Consider the following 19830-nt stretch of genomic DNA (forward strand, 5'->3'; position numbering starts at 1 on the left):
AAAACCTACTTATGAATTACAAAAATAGATTACTATCTAATTTTTTGTTGTTTTTACTACTTCTTGTTCCTGTATTGTGTTTAGGAAACCTTAACCCTACCCCTACAAACAGATTATTGGATAGTATTTTAAAGAGTACAAATGCGAATGCTGGTATTTTAAATTTACACGATGTAAATAATTCTTTTAATTTCAAAAACATTAAAGAAGAGTTTCCTACACCTAAAGCAATAATCAATGACAGAAATGAAGCTGCTGCAGTTTTAGAAGAAATAGACCTAAAAGATACTTGGGTTAATACTTTATCAAATAACGATATTGTAACCTTACCAGTAGGTATTAAAACCACTGTTAGTGAAGTAGAATACTCTATTGGAATAGCAAAAGCAACAATACACAAAGATTATACAGAATTAACTGTTTTTGCTAGAGTTAGACTACCCCAAACAGATGAAAGCGGAGATCCTTTAGAAATATTTTTTGGCGCAAATAATGTAAAACTCTCTCACGATGGTGGAATTTTTGGCGATGCAAACCTTGTTCTTTTAGGAGATGTACAAATACCTTTTAATGCTGGTAACTGGCTATTAGAACTTAAAGGTGGGTTTGACTATAAAACAGGTAATACAGATAACCTTACTTATGTTACTATAGACTGTAATGGTGTAAAAGAAATGGGCTTAGCTGCAGAAGTTCAATTTTCTAGAAATTTAATTATTCCGGTGACTGATCTTGGTGAACCAGAAAAAGAATTTAAAAGCGTACAAAGAATAGATGGTACAACAGCTCAGGTACCAAATAGAGTAACAGGAAAATTTAATATGGTTGCTAGCGGATGGAATGATATTGTAGCAACAATAGACCTTCAGCCATTTACGCTATCGAAACATCCAGATAAATTTGTTTTTAACTTAAACGAAGCTACACTAGATTTTAGTGATACTAGAACTCCTGATATTCCTTTTCCTCAGCATTACCATGAGAAAGGTTTACTATTACCAAATGCCGAATTGTGGCGTGGTGTGTACGTTCAATCTTTAGAGGTTTCTTTACCAAAGACTTTTAAAACATCAGAAAGTATAGCTAAACAAGAGCGTGTAAAGTTTGCTGCCACCAATATGATTATTGATAACAATGGCGTATCTGGCTTATTTTCAGCAGAAGATATTATTCCACTAGATAAAGGAAGAACTAATGACAAAAAAGCTTGGGCTTTCTCTGTTGATTATATTGATGTTGAACTTACCACAAACCGGATAACTAGTGCTGCGTTTGATGGACAAATAGTTTTGCCTATTTCTGCTAAAAAAGAAACAACTTCTTCTACCAATGAAGATAATAAAAAACTTGGTTTATCATACAAAGGGTTAATAAGTGAAGAAGAATATCTTGTACGCGTTGCTACTGCAGATACATTAAACTTTAACGTATGGCAAGCTAAAGCACAATTACTACCTAATTCATTTATTGAGTTAAAAGTAGCAGATAATAATTTTAAGCCTAAAGCGGTATTAAATGGTCGTATGGCAATATCCGCTAGTCAAAAAGAATCTTTAGAAAATGAAGGTACCAAAGATGCAGATAGCAGCATGGTTAATTTTAAAGGTATAGAGTTTCAGAATTTAGTATTACAGACTGAAGCCCCTATTTTACAAGTAGATTATTTTGGATATAAAGATGAAGTTAAACTTGCCAACTTCCCTGTATCAATAGCAGATATTGCTTTTAACTCTAATGACCAAGAAGCTGGTATTTCATTTGACTTGAAAATAAATCTGATGGGAAAATCAGATAAAGGTTTTGCAGCAGATGCAAGACTAGGTATTATAGGTAAATTTCAAGAAGAAAACTTTGTTCAAAAATGGAAATATGATCGTTTAGACCTTTCCGAAATAAATATTGAAGCCAATATGGGCGCGGTTAAAATAAAAGGAGGTTTACTATTAATGAATGATGATCCTATTTATGGTAATGGCTTCTCTGGTAATATAGAAGGTACTTTTAGTGAATTTGGGCCTATTACATGTAAAGCAATTTTTGGAAAAAGAGAATTTAGGTACTGGTATGTAGATGCTGCTGTTCACGGACTTAAAATAAATGCTGGCCCTATACAACTCTCTGGTTTTGCTGGTGGCGCATTTTATAAAATGACCAGACAACCTAATGCTGGCCCTGATTTTTCTCCTTCAGGACTTTCATACATTCCTAATGATGATACTGGTTTAGGTGTAAAAGCAATGATTTTTGGAGGTATTCCTGATGAAAGTGCAATAAGTATTGGTGCTGGTTTTGAAATTGAATTTAATAATAACGGAGGTGTTAATAGACTAGGTTTCTTTGGTGAAGCACAAATGATGAAAGCTTTTGATATTCCAAACCCTGTTGCTAAACTTACAGATAAGCTAGGCAAAATGGTAGATACTGAGGCCTTAAATGGAGTAATGGATAGTAAAGTTGGAAAAACTTTTTTAGACAAAGCAGATGATGAATATGAAAGTGAAGTTGTTGGTGAAGCTGGTATAACAGCTAAAATAGGAATGGAATTCGATTTTGTAAATAAATCATTCCATGCAAATATGGATCTTTACGTTAATGTAGTAGGTGGCGTGTTACAAGGAAGAGCTTCTGGTGGTAGAGCTGGTTGGGGTGTTTTTCATTCTTCAGAAGATGAATGGTACGTACATATGGGGACTCCAACAGACAGACTTGGTTTAAAACTAGGAGTTGGTGCAATATCTGCACAAGCAGGCGGATATTTTATGTTGGGTGATAACATACCTGGTAGTCCGCCGCCTCCTGCTATTGTAGCAGAAATTTTGGGTGTAGATGCTGAGTCTTTAAATTATATGAGAGATGAAAATGCACTAGGTGATGGACGCGGGTTTGCATTTGGAACAGACTTTTCTATAGACACTGGAGATATGAACTTTTTAATGTTCTATGCTCGTTTTCAGGCTGGTTTAGGGTTTGATATTATGCTTAAGGATTACGGACAAGCACAATGTGTAAATACAGGAGACCAAGTTGGTATTAATGGTTGGTATGCTAACGGACAAGCATATGCTTATTTACAAGGTGAACTAGGTATCAACCTAAAATTATTCTTTGTTAAAAAACGTATTCCTATAATAAAAGCTGGTGCGGCTGTATTATTACAAGCCAAAGCACCTAACCCTGTTTGGATGCGTGGTTATGTAGGCGGACATTATGACTTACTAGGTGGTTTAGTTAAAGGTAAATTTAACTTTAAAGTAACTATTGGTGAAGAGTGTGAGTTTGACAATGCATCACCACTTGGAGGATTAAAAATAATAAGTGACCTAACACCAAGAGATGGTGAAACAGAAGCTGATGTTTTTGCAACGCCACAAGCAGCATTTAATATGGCTGTAGAAAAAGCATTGACAATTCCTGAAGCCGATGGCGACCATATTTATAAAATTACCTTAGACGAATTTAAAATTACAGATGAAAGTAATACTGAAATCACTGGTTCTTTAGAATGGGGAGAAAATAGTAACAATGTAACATTTGTTCCTGAAGATATTTTGCCTCCTTCAACACCATTAAAAGTTAGTGTAACCGTTGGTTTTAAAGAGAGAGTAAACGGCGTTTACCAAATAGTAATGGTAGATGGTGCCCCTGCAAAAGAAACAGAAGAACGTTCTTTTACAACTGGTGGAGCTCCAGAATATATTCCGTTAAAAAACATAGTATACTCCTACCCTGTTATAGATCAAGAGTATTACTATCCTAAAGAATATAATAAAGGATATATACAACTAAAACAAGGTCAAGATTACTTGTTTGATGATGCACAATGGAAAAGTGAATTGGCATTAATTAGTGAAACTGGTGAAGAAGAAAAACCTGCATTTTCATATAATAATTCTAGTAATACTATTAATTATTCCTTACCAACATTAAATAAATCTACAACGTATTCATTATCTATTTTTAGTAAACCGAAAAATGCAAGTTCAGAATCCGCATCTACTAGAACAGAAAACAATACAGATTTTGGTGATGATAATACAGTGACTGTTACAGATAATAATGCCCAATCTGTTTCTAAAGATGGTAGTATAGAACGTATAGGTTATAATTTTACCAGTAGCGCTTACAACACTTTTGCTAAAAAAATAAAAGCAATAAAAGTTAACAACTATGGTTGGGGTAAAATTACAAATGATGTGGTCTATTTATACAACTCAATAGATAACCACGAGGCTTTTGAAACTGCAGAACTAGTTGGTACTGCCTATACAGATAATAAACCAATGATAGTTGCAGAATCTGACTTAACTGACAACTATTTTAAGCAAGATATAAATCCAATTTTATATCAAAAATACAGTTCAGGTGCATATAAAATTGAACGTCCAGAAGATCCATATGGTTTACCACCAAAAAGAGCATTGCCTTTGTTTACTAACTATGTTACAAATATTGCATATGGTATTAATAAAGGGTGGACAAGAACACATTTTCCGTTTAAATACAATTTACCAGAGATTTACAAGTTAGATTACACTAACACTAAAACTAATGTTTTAAATGATTATGTAGACGGTATAATTACGTTAACTAATCCAAATTCAGCAATACTAGATACAGAGTACATTTTTATTCCAAAAGGTACTTATACCATAAAAGTACAATATGTTTTACCTGGAAATAAGCTAGGTACATCTGAAACTGTAAACTTTAAAAATCTATTAGATTTAGACTAATGATAAAAAAACTATTTTTCTTAATTTCTTTACTTGTTACTTTCTCTACTTATTCACAGACGCAAGACAGTATTGCAACGCCCACTATACAAGCTATTGCAAGAGCACAACAAGGCAAAATATTGGTGCGTTGGGCACCAACAGATGCTATTGTATGGCAAAGAGCAAATACTTATGGTTATACACTAGAACGCTTTACGGTATACAGAGATGGTAAAAGATTAGAATCACCAGAACAAAAAACTATTGTTGCTGGAACTTTAAAACCTGCTCCTGTAGCATCTTGGGAAGAAATTTCTATGGCTAATGATAATGCTGCTATACTAGCACAAGCAATTCACGGTGAAGATTTTGAAGTTGGCACAGATGAAGGTGAGTTAATGGCTATTGTAAATAAAGTACAACAATTAGAACAACGGTACTCTTTTGCCTTATTTGCTGCCGATATGAATTTTGAAGCTGCAAAATTAGCTGGTTTGGGTTTTGAAGATACCGATATTAAAAGTAACGAAGGCTATTTATACCGTGTAAAATCTGCAATTCCTGCCGAGTTAGCAACTAATGTAAAAGAAGGTTTAATTTATATAGAAGCTTCTAATACAGAAGCACTACCTGCTCCTATAGATTTAGTAGGTGTTTTTAAAGATAAAGAGGTATTACTTACGTGGGAATATGAGCTATTTAAAAGTATTTACGCAACGTATTATGTAGAACGTTCTGAAGATGGCACCAATTATAAACGTTTAGACGACCTACCATTAGTAAACCTAAATAACACAGAAGATTCACCTACAAAACGTATGTATTATGTAGATACATTAGCCCAAAACAACAAAAAATACTACTATAGAGTATTAGGTGTTTCACCTTTTGGAGAGCAAGGTGAGCCCTCAAAATCTATTGTTGGTCAAGGTCAAAAAGCTTTAACAGCTACTCCTTTTATTACCAACCATAAGTTAATAGGTGATAGTAATGCCGATATCTTTTGGGAGTTTCCAAAAGAAAAAGAACTAGAGGTAGCTGAATTTCAAATAAGAGCTGCTACTAAAGATAATGGTGATTATGAAACCATTAGAAAAGGAATTACTCCTCAAACAAGATCTACAAATGTAACCACACCATACGCTACCAATTATATAAAAGTTATTGCTATTGGAAAAGATAGTACAGAAACAGCATCGTTTTCTGCTTTGGTGCAGTTTGTAGATTCTATTCCGCCTTCAAAACCAGTTGGTCTTATTGGTGTTATGGATAGCTTAGGTATAACTACCATTACTTGGGAACTAAACACAGAAAAAGATATGTTGGGTTATCGTGTTTTTAGAGGGAATATAAAAAACGAAGAATATGCACAAATTACTGTAGATCCGGTTACTACAAATAAGTTTACAGATACCGTACAAGTTAAATCTTTAAATGATAGAGTATACTATACTGTAGTAGCTGTAGATAACAGATATAACAACTCCGATTACTCTGATGTATTAGAGATTAAAAAGCCAGATGTTGTACCTCCTTCCTCTCCTATTTTTAAAGAATATAAAGTTCATAAAGATGGTGTTTCGCTTTCGTGGATAAAAAGTGTTAGTACAGATGTAGACAAGCACCAACTTTTTCGTAAAAATAAAAGCACTGTGAGCGATTGGGAGTTGATTTTTGAAACCAATGACACTATCACAAATTTTAATGATAACAAAGTAGTAGCTGCTACAAAATACACCTATAAAATTCAGGCTATAGACGATAGCGGACTGATATCTGCGGACTCACCTACCCTGACCATAGAAACAGCTTCTAATACAGAAGATAAAGTTTTAAAGGGATTAAACGCAACAGTAGACAGAGAGCAAAACAACATTACACTATACTGGCGAAAATTACCATCTGAAATTAAAGAATTGGTCATTTTTAAATCTAAAAAAGAAGGAAAACCTTCTACTTGGAAGCAATTGCCTGCAACACTCACAAAAATTATAGACAACAATATATCTCCCAATAATATCTATATCTACCAAATACGCCCTGTATTTGCAAATGGTAGTTTTGGAACTTTGGAGACTATAGAAGTAAATTATTAAGCTATGAAAAAAATATTTCTTTTAATCATAATTTTTTTAGGTGTTTCCAACTCTCTATTAAGTCAATCATATGAAATTAAAATTTATGATTATAACTATTGGATGACTTCCAGTGGAAATAATGTGTGTTCTGATAGAGGCACTCACTTAACAATAGTATACTTTGATGGAGATAGAGAAGAAATATACTCTGGTAATGCTAATGGATCTTTATCTGTTGCTAACTTAAGAACAATTGTAAGACAAAAACGAGTAACTAAAGTTGAATTTACTTCTTTTTTCCGACGTAGGTCCGGTATAACTTGTTCTGGAAATACATCTAGCATTGATGTAGAAAATACAATTTCCACTAGCGGTTGTGCTTATAATGGATTAATACAAGATCAAGAAACAGGAGGTTCCTCACGTTCATCAATTAGTTTTAGGTATGATATAAAACCTTTGATAGAACTAGAAACACCACCTAGTGACCTTATTGGTTATGAAGATGAATTTGATGTTAATGTCACAGCTAATTCAATAGGCTTTAACTCATCTGTCTACAATTGGCAATATCAAGTTGTTAGCAACGAAAGTGATATATCTAATAACAATTGGTTAAATATGCCCTTTTCAACTGCAACTCAAGGTGAAACTTCATTTTCTTTAACTCCTTCAAGTTTTTTAGATGAAAGTACTATTGGTAAATTTTTAGCAATTAGAGTTAATATGTGTGGAGATTTAGAGTCTCCAACCAATAATGTATTTAAAATACTCCCATCTGCACCACAAATTACAGGTATTGAAAATAATACTGGCTTACGCTGTAATGGTACAGATGACGCAGAAATAACCCTTGTTTTTGATGAAAATTTAGAGCCTGGAGAAAGTTTTGGTATAGTAATAGAAGATTTATCAAATTCTACTCCAATAAAAAATATTAACAATATTACTGCTGATGACATCATTAATGACAGATTAACCATAACTGGATTACCAGGAAGTACTGATGATGGTTTTCGTATAGAGTTTGTTGGTGGTACTACCCTTTTCGCTGATGGTGATAATCATAAAATTGATTTTGAAGTTTATGAACCACATTATGTTAGCTTTGAACTTTCAGATTCTACTAAAGTAAACTGTAAAGATGGGCAAGATGGTACCGTTTTAGTTACAGCTGAAGGTGGTACAGAGGGTAATTATCAATACCAACTAACAACACCAGATGGTACTATTGAGGATTGGGTTAATTTTGAAGATACACATACACATAGAATAAATAACTTGTCTGCAGGACTTAACAAAATTAAGGTTAGAGATGGTAATGAGTGCGTTGCAAAAGAATTAGTTCCTGATGATGATGGTAATGATACTCCCGATCATGATAACGATTTAATTTTAGAACAATTAATTGAAGAACCTAACAACATATTAGCTTTAGAATTTTTACAAGTAACAGTAGATAGATTAAACGAAAGTAATGATGCTACCGCTAATGGGTTCACAGATGGCCGTATTATTGCAGTAGTTACTGGTGGTACAGCACCTTATAATGTAGTATGGACGAATAAAAATACCGGAGTTGAAGTTACAACTGTTTCTAGCTCTGCATATGATGCAGATGAAGAAAGTCAAACTTTTACTTTAAACAATATTGGAGAAGGCACGTATACTTTAACTGTAACAGACGCTAACCATACGCAAGCAACACAAAAAACTACTTGTTTTACTGAAGGAGATTTTTCTATAGAAGATCCTGATGAATTACTTCTTACTATTGAAGAAACAAACCCTGTTTCATGTAACAGTTTAAATGAGTTTAACAATCCTGTTGGAGACGGACAATTAGTTGCTCACGGTACAGGTGGTATTAAATTAGATAGTGACATTAATAACGGATTACCATATTATTATACTTGGAAAAAAGAAGATGAAAATGGCGTTTTTCAAGTACTTACAGAAGAAAAAGATAGTATTATTAGTAATTTAACTGCTGCTCGTTATGCAGTAAATATAAGAGATGCAAACGGTATTGTTATTGGCAATTATGTAAACAATAGTTTGGTTAATGAGACGGATGTTATTCACGACTTACTAGATCCAGAACCGTTTGTAATTACTTTTACCAAAGGAGATTTACTATGTTCTGATGGTACTGAAGGTTGGGCAGAAGCCTCAATCACGGGTGGTACTGGTTCGTATACGCTAAACTGGTCTAATGGTTCTACAGAACCTAGAATTGATAATCTTGAAAAAGGAACTTACCTTCTTTTTGTAACTGATGAAAAAGGGTGTCAGGCAACTAGTCAGGTTGTAATTGATGCTCCTAACCCACTCCAAGTAGCCATTTTAGAAGAAAACGATCCTGTTTGTAATAATGGTTCAGACGGTGTAATATCTTTAGGTATTAGTGGCGGATTAGAAGATTACACATATAATTGGCTTAAAGATGGTAATGTTATACCTAGTCAGACTGGTTTTTACGCCAACAACTTAACCGCAGGGACGTATACTATCACAGTTATGGATGCTAATTTATGTTCAGAAACAGTAGAAATTACGTTAGAAAATCCTAGTCCAGATTTAATTAGCTTAGGAGAAGACAGATTACTTTGTGGCGGACAAAGTGTTGTTTTAGATGCAACATACCAAGGTAGTGGCACCACATATTTATGGACATCGGATAACGGATTTACAAGTACAGAACCAAGTATAGAAGTTGCGGAAGCTGGTACTTATACTGTACAAGTTACAACATTATTGGGTTGTAATGGTGGTGATAGTATTGTAATTACTACATCAGATACGCCAATAGATGCACACTTTATTGTAAGTACGCAGGCTTTTGCTGGTGAAGAATTAGCTTTAGTTAATATTAGTGAACCTATAGGCGATAAAGTAGAATGGTTTTTACCTGATGAAGCTGTAGTAATTGCTAAAACAGATGAAAATGTTATTCTTTTGTTTGATGAACCTGGATCTTACGATATATTGCTACGCTCTAACCAAGGAACTTGTTTCTTAGACTATATGAAAACTATTATTATTGGCGAAGCAGAAAACATTCCAGACATTGGCGATGCTGAAACGCCGTTCATTCAAGATTTTAAAATATATCCTAACCCTTCTAATGGTCAATTTTATGTAGATATTTTACTTTCTGAGGCTAGTCCTATATCGCTTAAAATATTTAGTATGGCATCTCAAGGTTTGGTAAACGAACGTCAAGAAAAAGCTGCTGTTAATTTTAATTTAGAATACGGTACAACATTAGCCTCTGGAACTTATGTGCTTTTGCTAGAAACTGCTAAAGGGAGTGAAATAAGAAAAATTATTATTAACTAATATGCTTAACTCTAAAAAAATAGCGCTTTACTATTGTAATTTAATTGCAATTTTACTTTTGTATACTGGTTGTACGCAAGAGCAAGCTGTACCAGTAGTTATAGATTTTGAAATTGCTATAATTAATGAAGATTACTCTATACCTGTTACCGTTAAAGTGTTAAACAAAACTGTTGGCGCAGACGCCTACTCTTGGTCTTTTGTAGGTGCAGATAGGGAATCTAGTACAGATAGAAACCCTGGTGCTTTGGTCTACAACAATAAAGGCGAATATACCATACGTTTAGATGCATCAAACAAAGATGGCTCTGCAGATAGTAAAGAAATTACTTTTACCCTAGATGCTGCTGTAGAAGTTGCTTTTGATGCCGAAATACAAACTAATAATTTTGCGCCTGCATCAGTTTTAATAACTAATAACACTAAAGGAGCTACAACCTATAATTGGACGTTTGCAGGTGGTACTCCAGAAACTTCTACAGAAGAACAACCAGGAACAGTAGTTTTTAATGAACCTGGCGATCATATTATAACATTAGTGGTTGGTAACGGAAAAGAAACTCACGAATTAGAGAAAACAATTACAGTTGCGGATGGTTTGGTAGCAGATTTTGATTGGGAAGTCGCTTTTCAGGATGATGATCTTCAAATTCCAGTATCCCTTACAATGCAAAATAATAGTACAGGTGTTTTAACGTACAACTGGACTTTTTCTAATGCTACACCATCAACTAGTACAGAAGAAAACCCAACTGTTACTTTTACTGCAGAAGGCACTCAAACACTAACGTTAACGGTTTCTAATGGTAAAGAATCAAAATCGATCTCTAAAACTATAGAGTTATTAGCAAATACCAATATTAGAAGTTTAACGGATATAAAATTCGGAATTAACACTGCACATAACAACAATACTGTAGGTGCTTTTTATTCCGCCACAACCAGAGAAATATATACTAAAGAAGAACTAGATGCCATAGATGGTAGCTTAATAGATATTGTATTTTTTGGCTTGGGTGAAGACTTTACCTTTAATAAGTTTGTATCTCCAGACGATTTAAGCACTACTACGTTTCCTGCATTAATAAATGCACAAAACACACGTATTATTAATTCTCAAGAACAATGTGGTTGCTCTACATTATTAACTGTAGCAGAGTTTGATGCTATGACAGATGATAGTATTTTAAGCAGTTTAACCGTTACAGAAACCAATGGTGGTTCTCAACATTTTACAGATACTACAGTGCCCAGAATTGTTTTGTTTACTACTGCAGACGGTAGAAATGGTGCTATAAAAATAAAAGAATATGTAAAAGACGGACAAAACTCTTACATACTAACCGATATTAAAATACAGAAACAGTAAGATGAAAATACGTAATTTAATACCTTTTAAAACAAGCATATTAAGTGCACCTATAAACAAGCTTTTAGGTTTTGCATTAATATTGCTAGTACTACTTACTAGCTCTGTAGCATCAGCACAATTATTCCCCGTACAAGTATCGCCACAGTTAACACCTCCTTACAGTTTAAAACTGTCTGACTATAGCACTTCTACCACAGAAAAATTATTGGTAAACTTGCTTTTAACAGATGTTAATGAGTCCGACTTACAAGTGCGTTTACGATTTTCTATCTCTGGTAACAGTGTTAACATACAATCTAAAGATTTTGTTCAAAATGCTGCTCCAATACAATTAACTGGTGGTATTCCGTTGCGCTTATCTAACCTAGATTTGCAACCGTATTTTGACTTACAAAACTTAGATGGCATTACTCCTAGCGAATACAGCAAACCGCTACCAGATGGCCTGTATCAGTTTTGTTTTGAGGTTTTTGATTGGACTACAGGTAGACCTTTATCAGAAAAAAAATGCTATCCTGTTTACTTAGTACTTAACGATCCTCCTTTTTTAAATTTGCCACAAAACGGAGAGCAAGTACCTGCCCAAGATCCTCAAAATATTATTTTTCAATGGACACCAAGACACGTAAATGCAACTGGTGTTGAGTATGAGTTTGAACTGCGTGAACTTTGGGACACAAATGTAGATCCACAAGCAGCTTTTTTAGCTTCGCCAAACTTATACCAAACTAAAGGTTTTGCAAATACCCTACTCTACGGCCCTGGAGAAACTAGCCTTTTAGAAGGCAAAACATACGGGTGGCGTGTGCGTGCTATTGTTAGCGATGGTATTAGTGAAACTGCTGTATTTAAAAATGGTGGTTATAGTGAAATTTTTTACTTTACCTATACTGGCAAGTGCGATGCTCCACAGTACATTTTAGCAAAGTCTGAAGGTACAACCACAGAAGAAATTACCTGGCAGCAAAACCCAGACCATATTAACTACCAAATACAATTTAGAAAAGAAGGTGGCAGTAATAATGTGTGGTTTGAATCTCAAACTGTTGAAACTAAAAAGAAATTATTCTTTTTAGAAGCAGAAACTACCTATGAGTATAGAGTTGGTGGCCAATGTGTACAAAATGGTGGCTACAGCTACTCCGCAATAAACACCTTTACTACGCCTGGCAAAGAAGATGCTAGTGAGTACAATTGTGGCATACCTCCAGAAATTGTAATTACCAACCAAGACCCGCTACAATTACTAGGCGTTAATGATGTTTTTACAGCAGGTGATTTTCCTGTAACCGTAAAAGAAGTAAATGGCGGCAATGGCAATTACACAGGTTGGGGTTTTATAGTAGTACCATATTTAGGAGACACACAAATAAGGGTTACTTTTAACAACATACAAATAAATACAGACAAGCAATTAACCAATGGTATTGTAGAAACGGAGTATGATGAAAAGTTTGCTACTACCGGTGGTGCTGGTATGTCTGATGTATCTGAATTAACAGAACTTATTGAAGGTGATAATGATATTGATGAATTAAATGTAAACTTTGTTATACCTCCAGATTATTTTGAAGATTACATTACTGTTGAAGACGGACAAATTGTTATTAGAAATCCTAATGATGCACAGGTAAGAACTTCTCCTTTAGGAGATGATAAAGTTATTGTAGATAGTGCTGGCAACACCTACCACGTAGATGCAGAAGGTAATGTAACCAAAGGTGGTAAAATAGACAAAGGCGGACCTGTAAATCCAGATAATGTAGAAGGTGTAACCAAAAACGGAGACATAGAGTCTTTAACTGCCAAAGGTATTACTGTAACTTTTAATACTAGAGGCACTTACGGTTATGACAAATTACCAACAGGAATAAATAACACCAAATTAAATGAAGAATATAAAACTATAAAAGATGCACAAGGTGCTAACTATGAGATTGTAAATCACGTAGCAGAAAAAAACAACTCTTCTTTAATTACAGCAACAGTTAGTATTTCTAACTCAGACTACACCATTGATGATCTTATTTTTAAGACCAAACAAGGAGAGTTATTAACGCATACAAAAGCTACCAACAACACTATTAACTTAAGTGTACAAGGAAGGTATACTTTTGAGAACGAACCTATTTATGCTGTTGTAAAATCTAAACAAGACACTACCAAACAACAAACGGCTGGTGCGTTTAATTTATGGCATTTATCTAGAAAAACTGTAGACGTTGTACTCGTTTCTGTAAACGGTGCACAACTACCTACAGCAATAGACTTAAATACAATTTTTAACCAAGCTTCAACTACGCTTAATATAGAGACTAAAAGTGTTTCTTTAACTAATGGCCTATTAGGAGCCGATAATAAATTAGAAATTGGAGACAAACCTTGGTTAAACACCTATAACCAAGAGCAGAAAGCCATTATAGCAGATTTAAAACAAAAAATAGACTACCAAAAAGATAAATACTACGTCTTTACATTTAATTCTAGTTTTAATACAACTAAGTCTATAGCTGGTTTTATGCCACTAAAACGCCAGTTTGGTTTTGTATTTAATGGTGGGTTAAGCTCAGATGAAGAAGGTAAAGGAGATTTAGCAAAAGTAACAGCGCATGAAGTTGCTCACGGTATTTTTGCCTTACAACATCCTTTTACAACTTATGGCGATGATATAAAAGGAAAAACTCCTTGGCTTATGGACTATGCTAACGGTGACCTTTTAAGTCATATGGACTGGGCACAAATACACAACCCAAATTTAAAGTTCTATATTTTTCAAGATGAAGAGGATGGGGAGAGTACTAAGTTCTCTAAAATACCTGCAGAGTTTTCTAATGGTAATGGCACATTTACCTTTATGACTTTAAATGGAAGTTATATTACATTACCCTCTGACATAAAAGATATAGTATTTTCTACAGGCTTAAACGAAATTGAAAAATATATTGATTATCCAGTTGGGGCTATTTTAGGTTTCACAATAGGAGATGAAGAGTTTGAGGTAGATGTAGATAGAAGTACTAATTTTACTAACGTAATCACTAAAGAAGATTTAACATTTACTTATAAAGGATTTATATCAAAGAAAACAAAACAATATTATGAATCTACGCAATACAATCAAGAAAGGCAAGAGTTAATTGCTTTGTTTCCTTATTTTGAAAAAGGTTCTACTTATGAGGTAATAAGTTATAGACTTCAAAAATGTAGCGTTCCAAGCAGCGTTAGTTTTGCTCCTTTAGCAAACAACAAAGTGACATTTAATTTAATAGATGATTATCAAAAATTAAAATCTATATATCAAGGAAAGACTGAATTATACAAAGATTATGATTACCAAAACGTTCCTTTCCCTGGTCAATATGAAGTAAATGCTAGTAGAATGACTGACATTCTCAGGAACATTACTGGGGATTATATGATATGTGCAAAGCTGGCATTATTAAACAATACGCAACCTTTGTTATTTAAGGATTTCATTTCTGAAAAATTTGGAATTAATGATTATGATGAACTATTTCTAAATCATCTGAATTCTGAAGCTAAAATTAAAAATGCCTACATTGACTTAATTAACTATTTTACTAAAAACTCAAAAGATAATACATCTGAGTTTATCTCATTAGTAGATAATTTTAACTATGATTCTGCTAGTAGTTTTGATTATGAAGAAGTTTACGACAAATGGGTTAGAATTTCAACAGAAGACATTATTGAATATATCCCTATCACTACAAGAAAAAAAGCACTTGATTTATTTATTGAAGGATTTAGTTCAACCTTAAGCTCTTCTAATCTTAATAATCTTCACTGGCATAATGGTATTGCAAGATTAATAAAATTCTCAAAAGAAAAGAATAACGAATATGATGATAAAAAAGAATTATATGAGTTTATAACAAAAGAAGAAAATAAATACGTTTGGCAATTTTTAGAAGATGCAAATGATGTTGCAATAACCGAATTTATGAATCAATTTACTCTCCTAAGTAATGATTATGGAGATGTAGATGACCGCATAAAAATTCTTAAAACCCTTGATAACAAAGATGATTGGGGTAGTAAATCAGAAAAAATAATTGCAGGTACTTCTGCTAATCTTACTGATGCTAATAGTTTAGCTTTAGGATTAAAGCTAAAAGAAAATCCAATTTTAGTAAAAAAAATATTTGAAACTTTAGATAATATATCTGACAATACCGAATTAAACAGTTTTATTCAAAATATTTCTAAAGCTTATATCAAAAGCTTTGAGGGAGCATTTCCTAGTTCGGTTTACGGCGATTATGCTACAATTGATTATCTCAATACGGAGTATGATAAGCTTAAAAAAATACCTGAGGACACTAATTACATACCTTTTCATCAAATATCATTGGGTGATAAAGTATATGAAGTTGCAACTGACGCCATTTTTTTAAGACACTTTTTATTTGAGGGAGCTAATTTTTCTACTAAAATAAATGAAAGTGGAAATATTGAGGTAAAATTCAGCATAAAACATTTTGGTAAGAGTGATAAAGAAATTATAAATAGGACTTTTAACCCAATGGATTTAGTGTATCTAGATTTCAAGGGAAATATTTATTTAGACACTCAAAAATTTGATAAGGGGTCTGCTTTTATGGTACCTGCTATATTTCTACATTGGTTACAAGATTCTATAGTAGATGATCAAATTAAATCAACAGTTAGAATAGCAGCAGATATCTTAGCCATTGCAGCTGCTCCTGCAACATTTGGAGCAAGTAGTACTTTCTTAATTGCATTAGAGCAATCAGCAGCTGGTATAGATATATATATGATGCTGCAAAGAGAAGAAGTAGCTGATTACCTTGGAGAAGACATATACCCTTTATGGGATAATATGTATACTATATATCAAGTAGCACAATTACCATCTGCAATAAAGGGACTATATCAGACTGTTGCTGTAGGGGGTAAAAATGTTTTAAAATTTGGGTTAGTAACAAAACAGGCTATAAAAACATTACCTGCTCAATTAAAAGGAATGTCTTCTGGAAATAGAGCTATTCTATTAACAAAATTAAATAATACATATAAAGAATTAGTTAAGTACAGAGAGTTTTTTCCTAATACAGCTAGCTACGATCAAATTTTAGAAGGCTTTGCCGAGTTAACTCTTGTAGTAGCTTCAGAAGCTAAAAACGCATTTATAACTGCTAAAGGTAAATTTGATTATTATAAAAAAGTATATAATGTTACAGCAGAATTAGAATACTCACTATTTAAGTATAATTTTGAAGGGGGTGATGATGCTCTTACTATATATAATACACTTAAGCTCCCAAATAGTTTAACTAACTCTAAAAATATTATTGTTTTAGAAGAGTTTAATGCTATAGACAAATCTGTAGATGCAGCTACCGCAAAGTGGCAAATAGTAGAAAACATTGAGGATGGTAAGTATTACATTAGAGCTGCTACAGCTGATGACCTAACTGTTTCCAATTTTATAAAAAAATTAGAAGATGATGGTTTTTCCAGCTTAAAAACAACTTTAGAAAACTTAAATGACCAAGGAAAATTAACAAAATTTGCCGATCAATTTTCAGAATTACCAGACTTACTTAATGCCCTAAACAAAAAACCAAAATCAGTTGAAGCTTGGGCTGTTTTAGACGATATAGGAGTTGATGATGTTATAAAAATAGACTTAGAAAACCTAGATGAAGTTTCTGAATTAATTGGTGGGAGTTATAAAACTTGGAAAACAAGCTCTGCCGGTGTTAACAATAGACTTTGGACAAATATAGATTTTACGGGCAAATATTATAAGGTTAAGTTTTTAGATGATGTAGATTTAGGTGTTGCAAGCTCTAGTTATACCCAAGCAACAAAAACAATTGAGTTTGACTTAAATGTTCCTCCATTTTTACAAAAACAAGGAGTAGCATCTGAAATTTATGCAAAAGGTTTAGCCAACCATCCAGAAACAAAAATTATAAAAGAAGAGTACATAGCATCTAGCCGCTATATTGGTGGTGAACCAGCTAACCTCACTGAGTTTAAAAAACTTATAAATGGAACAGACGCAATTCCACCTGTTTCTCCAAAAGAAGCTGCTTTTTTAACTCCTTCTGGAAAAACTATTAAAAGAAATAATTTTGATGCGGAACCTGAAATACTAATAAATACTGATAATAATGTAACCATACAGTTTAGAAGGGCTGGAAGTGCGGCAAATACTGTGGTTAACAACATAGATGATTTTGCTAGATTATCTAAGGCACAAAAATTAAGTTACATAGAAGATGCTTGGAAAGCATATTATCCTCAAATTTTCTTTGAGCGAAAGTTGTTTGAAGATATGATGGGCAATTACAGGTATTTGAAAACTTCTGGATGGGGACATACAGATGAAATTGCAAGTAATTTTAAAGCCATTGATTTTTATAAAAATGGAACTTCTTCTGGTAATAATATTTTTACAGAGACCGTAGTTTCTATGAAAACTACAACAGTTACAGATGTAAATAAATGGTTAGAATCTAATGCAATAAAGAATAACTTAGATAATCTTATTGCAGGTAAAGGGGCTAATAATGGTATTACTTGGAATGGTAAAACAATTATTTATAATAAAGTAGAAGTTCATATTTATATGCCAAAAGAAAAATTTAAAGATGCCATTAAAAATGAATGGTTAAACACTTTAAAGGTGGAGAGACCAACAATAGATTTTAAGATTAATACTTTAGAAGAATTTATCCCATAATGAAAATATCAGACCCTTGGATATCCAAAGAGAAATTTAAGAATATTTCCAAAATAAAAGAGAAAATATCTTACGATGCTTATATCGAATTTATAGATACTCATCAAGACTATTTTACTTGGGAAGAAGAAACTGAACAAGGTAAAAATACTTTAAAGAATTTAGATGAAATACCAAAGGCCTTTAGAGATGGTATATTGAAGAGTCATAGTAAACAAAAAGCTAATGCTGAATTTAATTTAAAAAAGGGGTATTATGAAGTTGTTGTTCAATTCAATGAAGAACTTGGAGTGATTAGAACTACTTTTCAAAAAAAAATTAAGAAGCATCATTTAGAATTGTTATTAGAGATGGCAAATTATTTAGATGCATTGCTTCTTGTTGATGGCACAAAGATTATAAATAAAGAAACTTTGAAAAATGAAATTTCTTAAATTCATAAAATATATATTTTTCTTACTCTTAACCCCCGCTAGCGCTAGCGTCACGCTCGTGCCGTAAGGAGTAAGCAAAGCAAAAAACAATATAAAAGTAAAATGAGCAGAAAATACAAATTTAATAATCCAACAGCAGCTTACTTTGTAAGCTTTGCTACTGTTTATTGGATAGATGTATTTACTAGACAAACTTATTTTAATGTATTAGAAGAAACATCAATTTAAAAACAAAAAAATAACCCAAATAAATTACATACAACTATGAAAAAACAATTGCTTATTGCCTCATTATTTTTAGTATCTCTTGGTGCTATGGCACAAAAAATAAAAGAAAAAAAAGGGGAGATATTTTTAGATAAAGTAAAAATTGCAAACATAGAAAAGGTAAAAACAGAAAAGCCTAAATACTACCAAATATCAGACGTAGATGGTAATCCGCTTTTTAAAGTAAAAACTTTTGTTTACAAGTCTATCTTATTTCATGATGATGAAACTATAGACTACCACGTGGTTACAGGAGACAAAATACAAGACACACTTGCTATAGTAGAAAAAGGCTTTTACATTACGCAAAAAAGAATTGTAAAGTACTTGGTAGAAGTTGGTTTTTTAAATAGTAACGGCTATAATGAAGCTAATATTCCCTATTTAATAGCTAAATCTATCAAAATTCCAACAAAATTGGTAGAACTACAAAACAACGAAAAAGAACTTAAAAAACACATTGGCTATAAAGTAGAAAGAGACTTTGAAAATCGTGATATTTTTATAAAAACCTATGCTCCTAAACAAACAACTAGTATTAAAAGTACTATGATGGTTACTGCTACTGAGTTAGAAATTTACCAAAATACTGCTACAGAAGAAAACCCAGATAGTGAGCCATTATTAATTGGTTACGGTGTGTATGAGTTTAAAACTTTTGCAAATAATACTACGTATAAAAAAACGTACTTATTAAATTCTAAAAGAGTGCCTTTGGCATCATACGTAACCTATAATTACAAAACATACGTTCCTTTTAGAAAAGAAGAAAGCGACAAACTAGACAAGTTAAAAACCAAAGAAGAAGTTTTAAAAGCTATGGCTATAAACCATATTTTAAGAGAAAAACTATAATTCTTGTTTTTACTACTACTATAAACACCAA

Annotated in this window: 7 protein-coding genes and 1 pseudogene; all 8 read left to right on the plus strand. The window is 32.8% G+C overall.

From position 1 onward, the window contains the following. Positions 1-11 precede the first annotated feature (11 nt). The 8 genes and pseudogenes from BFJ87_RS03520 (at position 12) to BFJ87_RS03555 (ending at position 19799) form a co-directional block, all read left to right on the plus strand. Positions 12-4733 (plus strand): hypothetical protein, encoded by a 4722-nt coding sequence (locus BFJ87_RS03520; protein ID WP_077399985.1) that lies wholly within the window; start codon positions 12-14, stop codon positions 4731-4733. Next, positions 4733-6811, plus strand: coding sequence for a fibronectin type III domain-containing protein (locus tag BFJ87_RS03525; RefSeq protein WP_077399988.1), 2079 nt, complete (start codon positions 4733-4735; stop codon positions 6809-6811). Before BFJ87_RS03520 ends, BFJ87_RS03525 begins: the two co-directional genes overlap by 1 nt. 3 nt (positions 6812-6814) lie before the next feature. Then, positions 6815-10135, plus strand: a complete 3321-nt coding sequence (locus tag BFJ87_RS03530) for a T9SS type A sorting domain-containing protein (protein ID WP_077399991.1) — start codon at positions 6815-6817, stop codon at positions 10133-10135. 1 nt (position 10136) lies between these two features. After that, positions 10137-11504, plus strand: a complete 1368-nt coding sequence (locus BFJ87_RS03535; protein WP_077399994.1) for a PKD domain-containing protein — start codon at positions 10137-10139, stop codon at positions 11502-11504. Between the two features lies 1 nt (position 11505). Next, positions 11506-18243: a hypothetical protein gene (locus BFJ87_RS03540; protein WP_077399997.1), complete on the plus strand. Its 6738-nt coding sequence runs from the start codon at positions 11506-11508 to the stop codon at positions 18241-18243. Next, positions 18243-18677, plus strand: a complete 435-nt coding sequence (locus tag BFJ87_RS03545) for a hypothetical protein (protein ID WP_077400001.1) — start codon at positions 18243-18245, stop codon at positions 18675-18677. The genes BFJ87_RS03540 and BFJ87_RS03545 overlap by 1 nt, the downstream gene beginning before the upstream one ends. 102 nt (positions 18678-18779) lie before the next feature. Further along, positions 18780-18896: pseudogene (locus tag BFJ87_RS03550) on the plus strand (transposase); the annotation flags it as partial. Between the two features lie 45 nt (positions 18897-18941). Next, positions 18942-19799 (plus strand): hypothetical protein, encoded by an 858-nt coding sequence (locus tag BFJ87_RS03555; protein WP_077400004.1) that lies wholly within the window; start codon positions 18942-18944, stop codon positions 19797-19799. Positions 19800-19830 lie beyond the last annotated feature (31 nt).

The organism is Cellulophaga omnivescoria (assembly GCF_001999725.1).
Classification (GTDB): Bacteria; Bacteroidota; Bacteroidia; order Flavobacteriales; family Flavobacteriaceae; genus Cellulophaga; species Cellulophaga omnivescoria.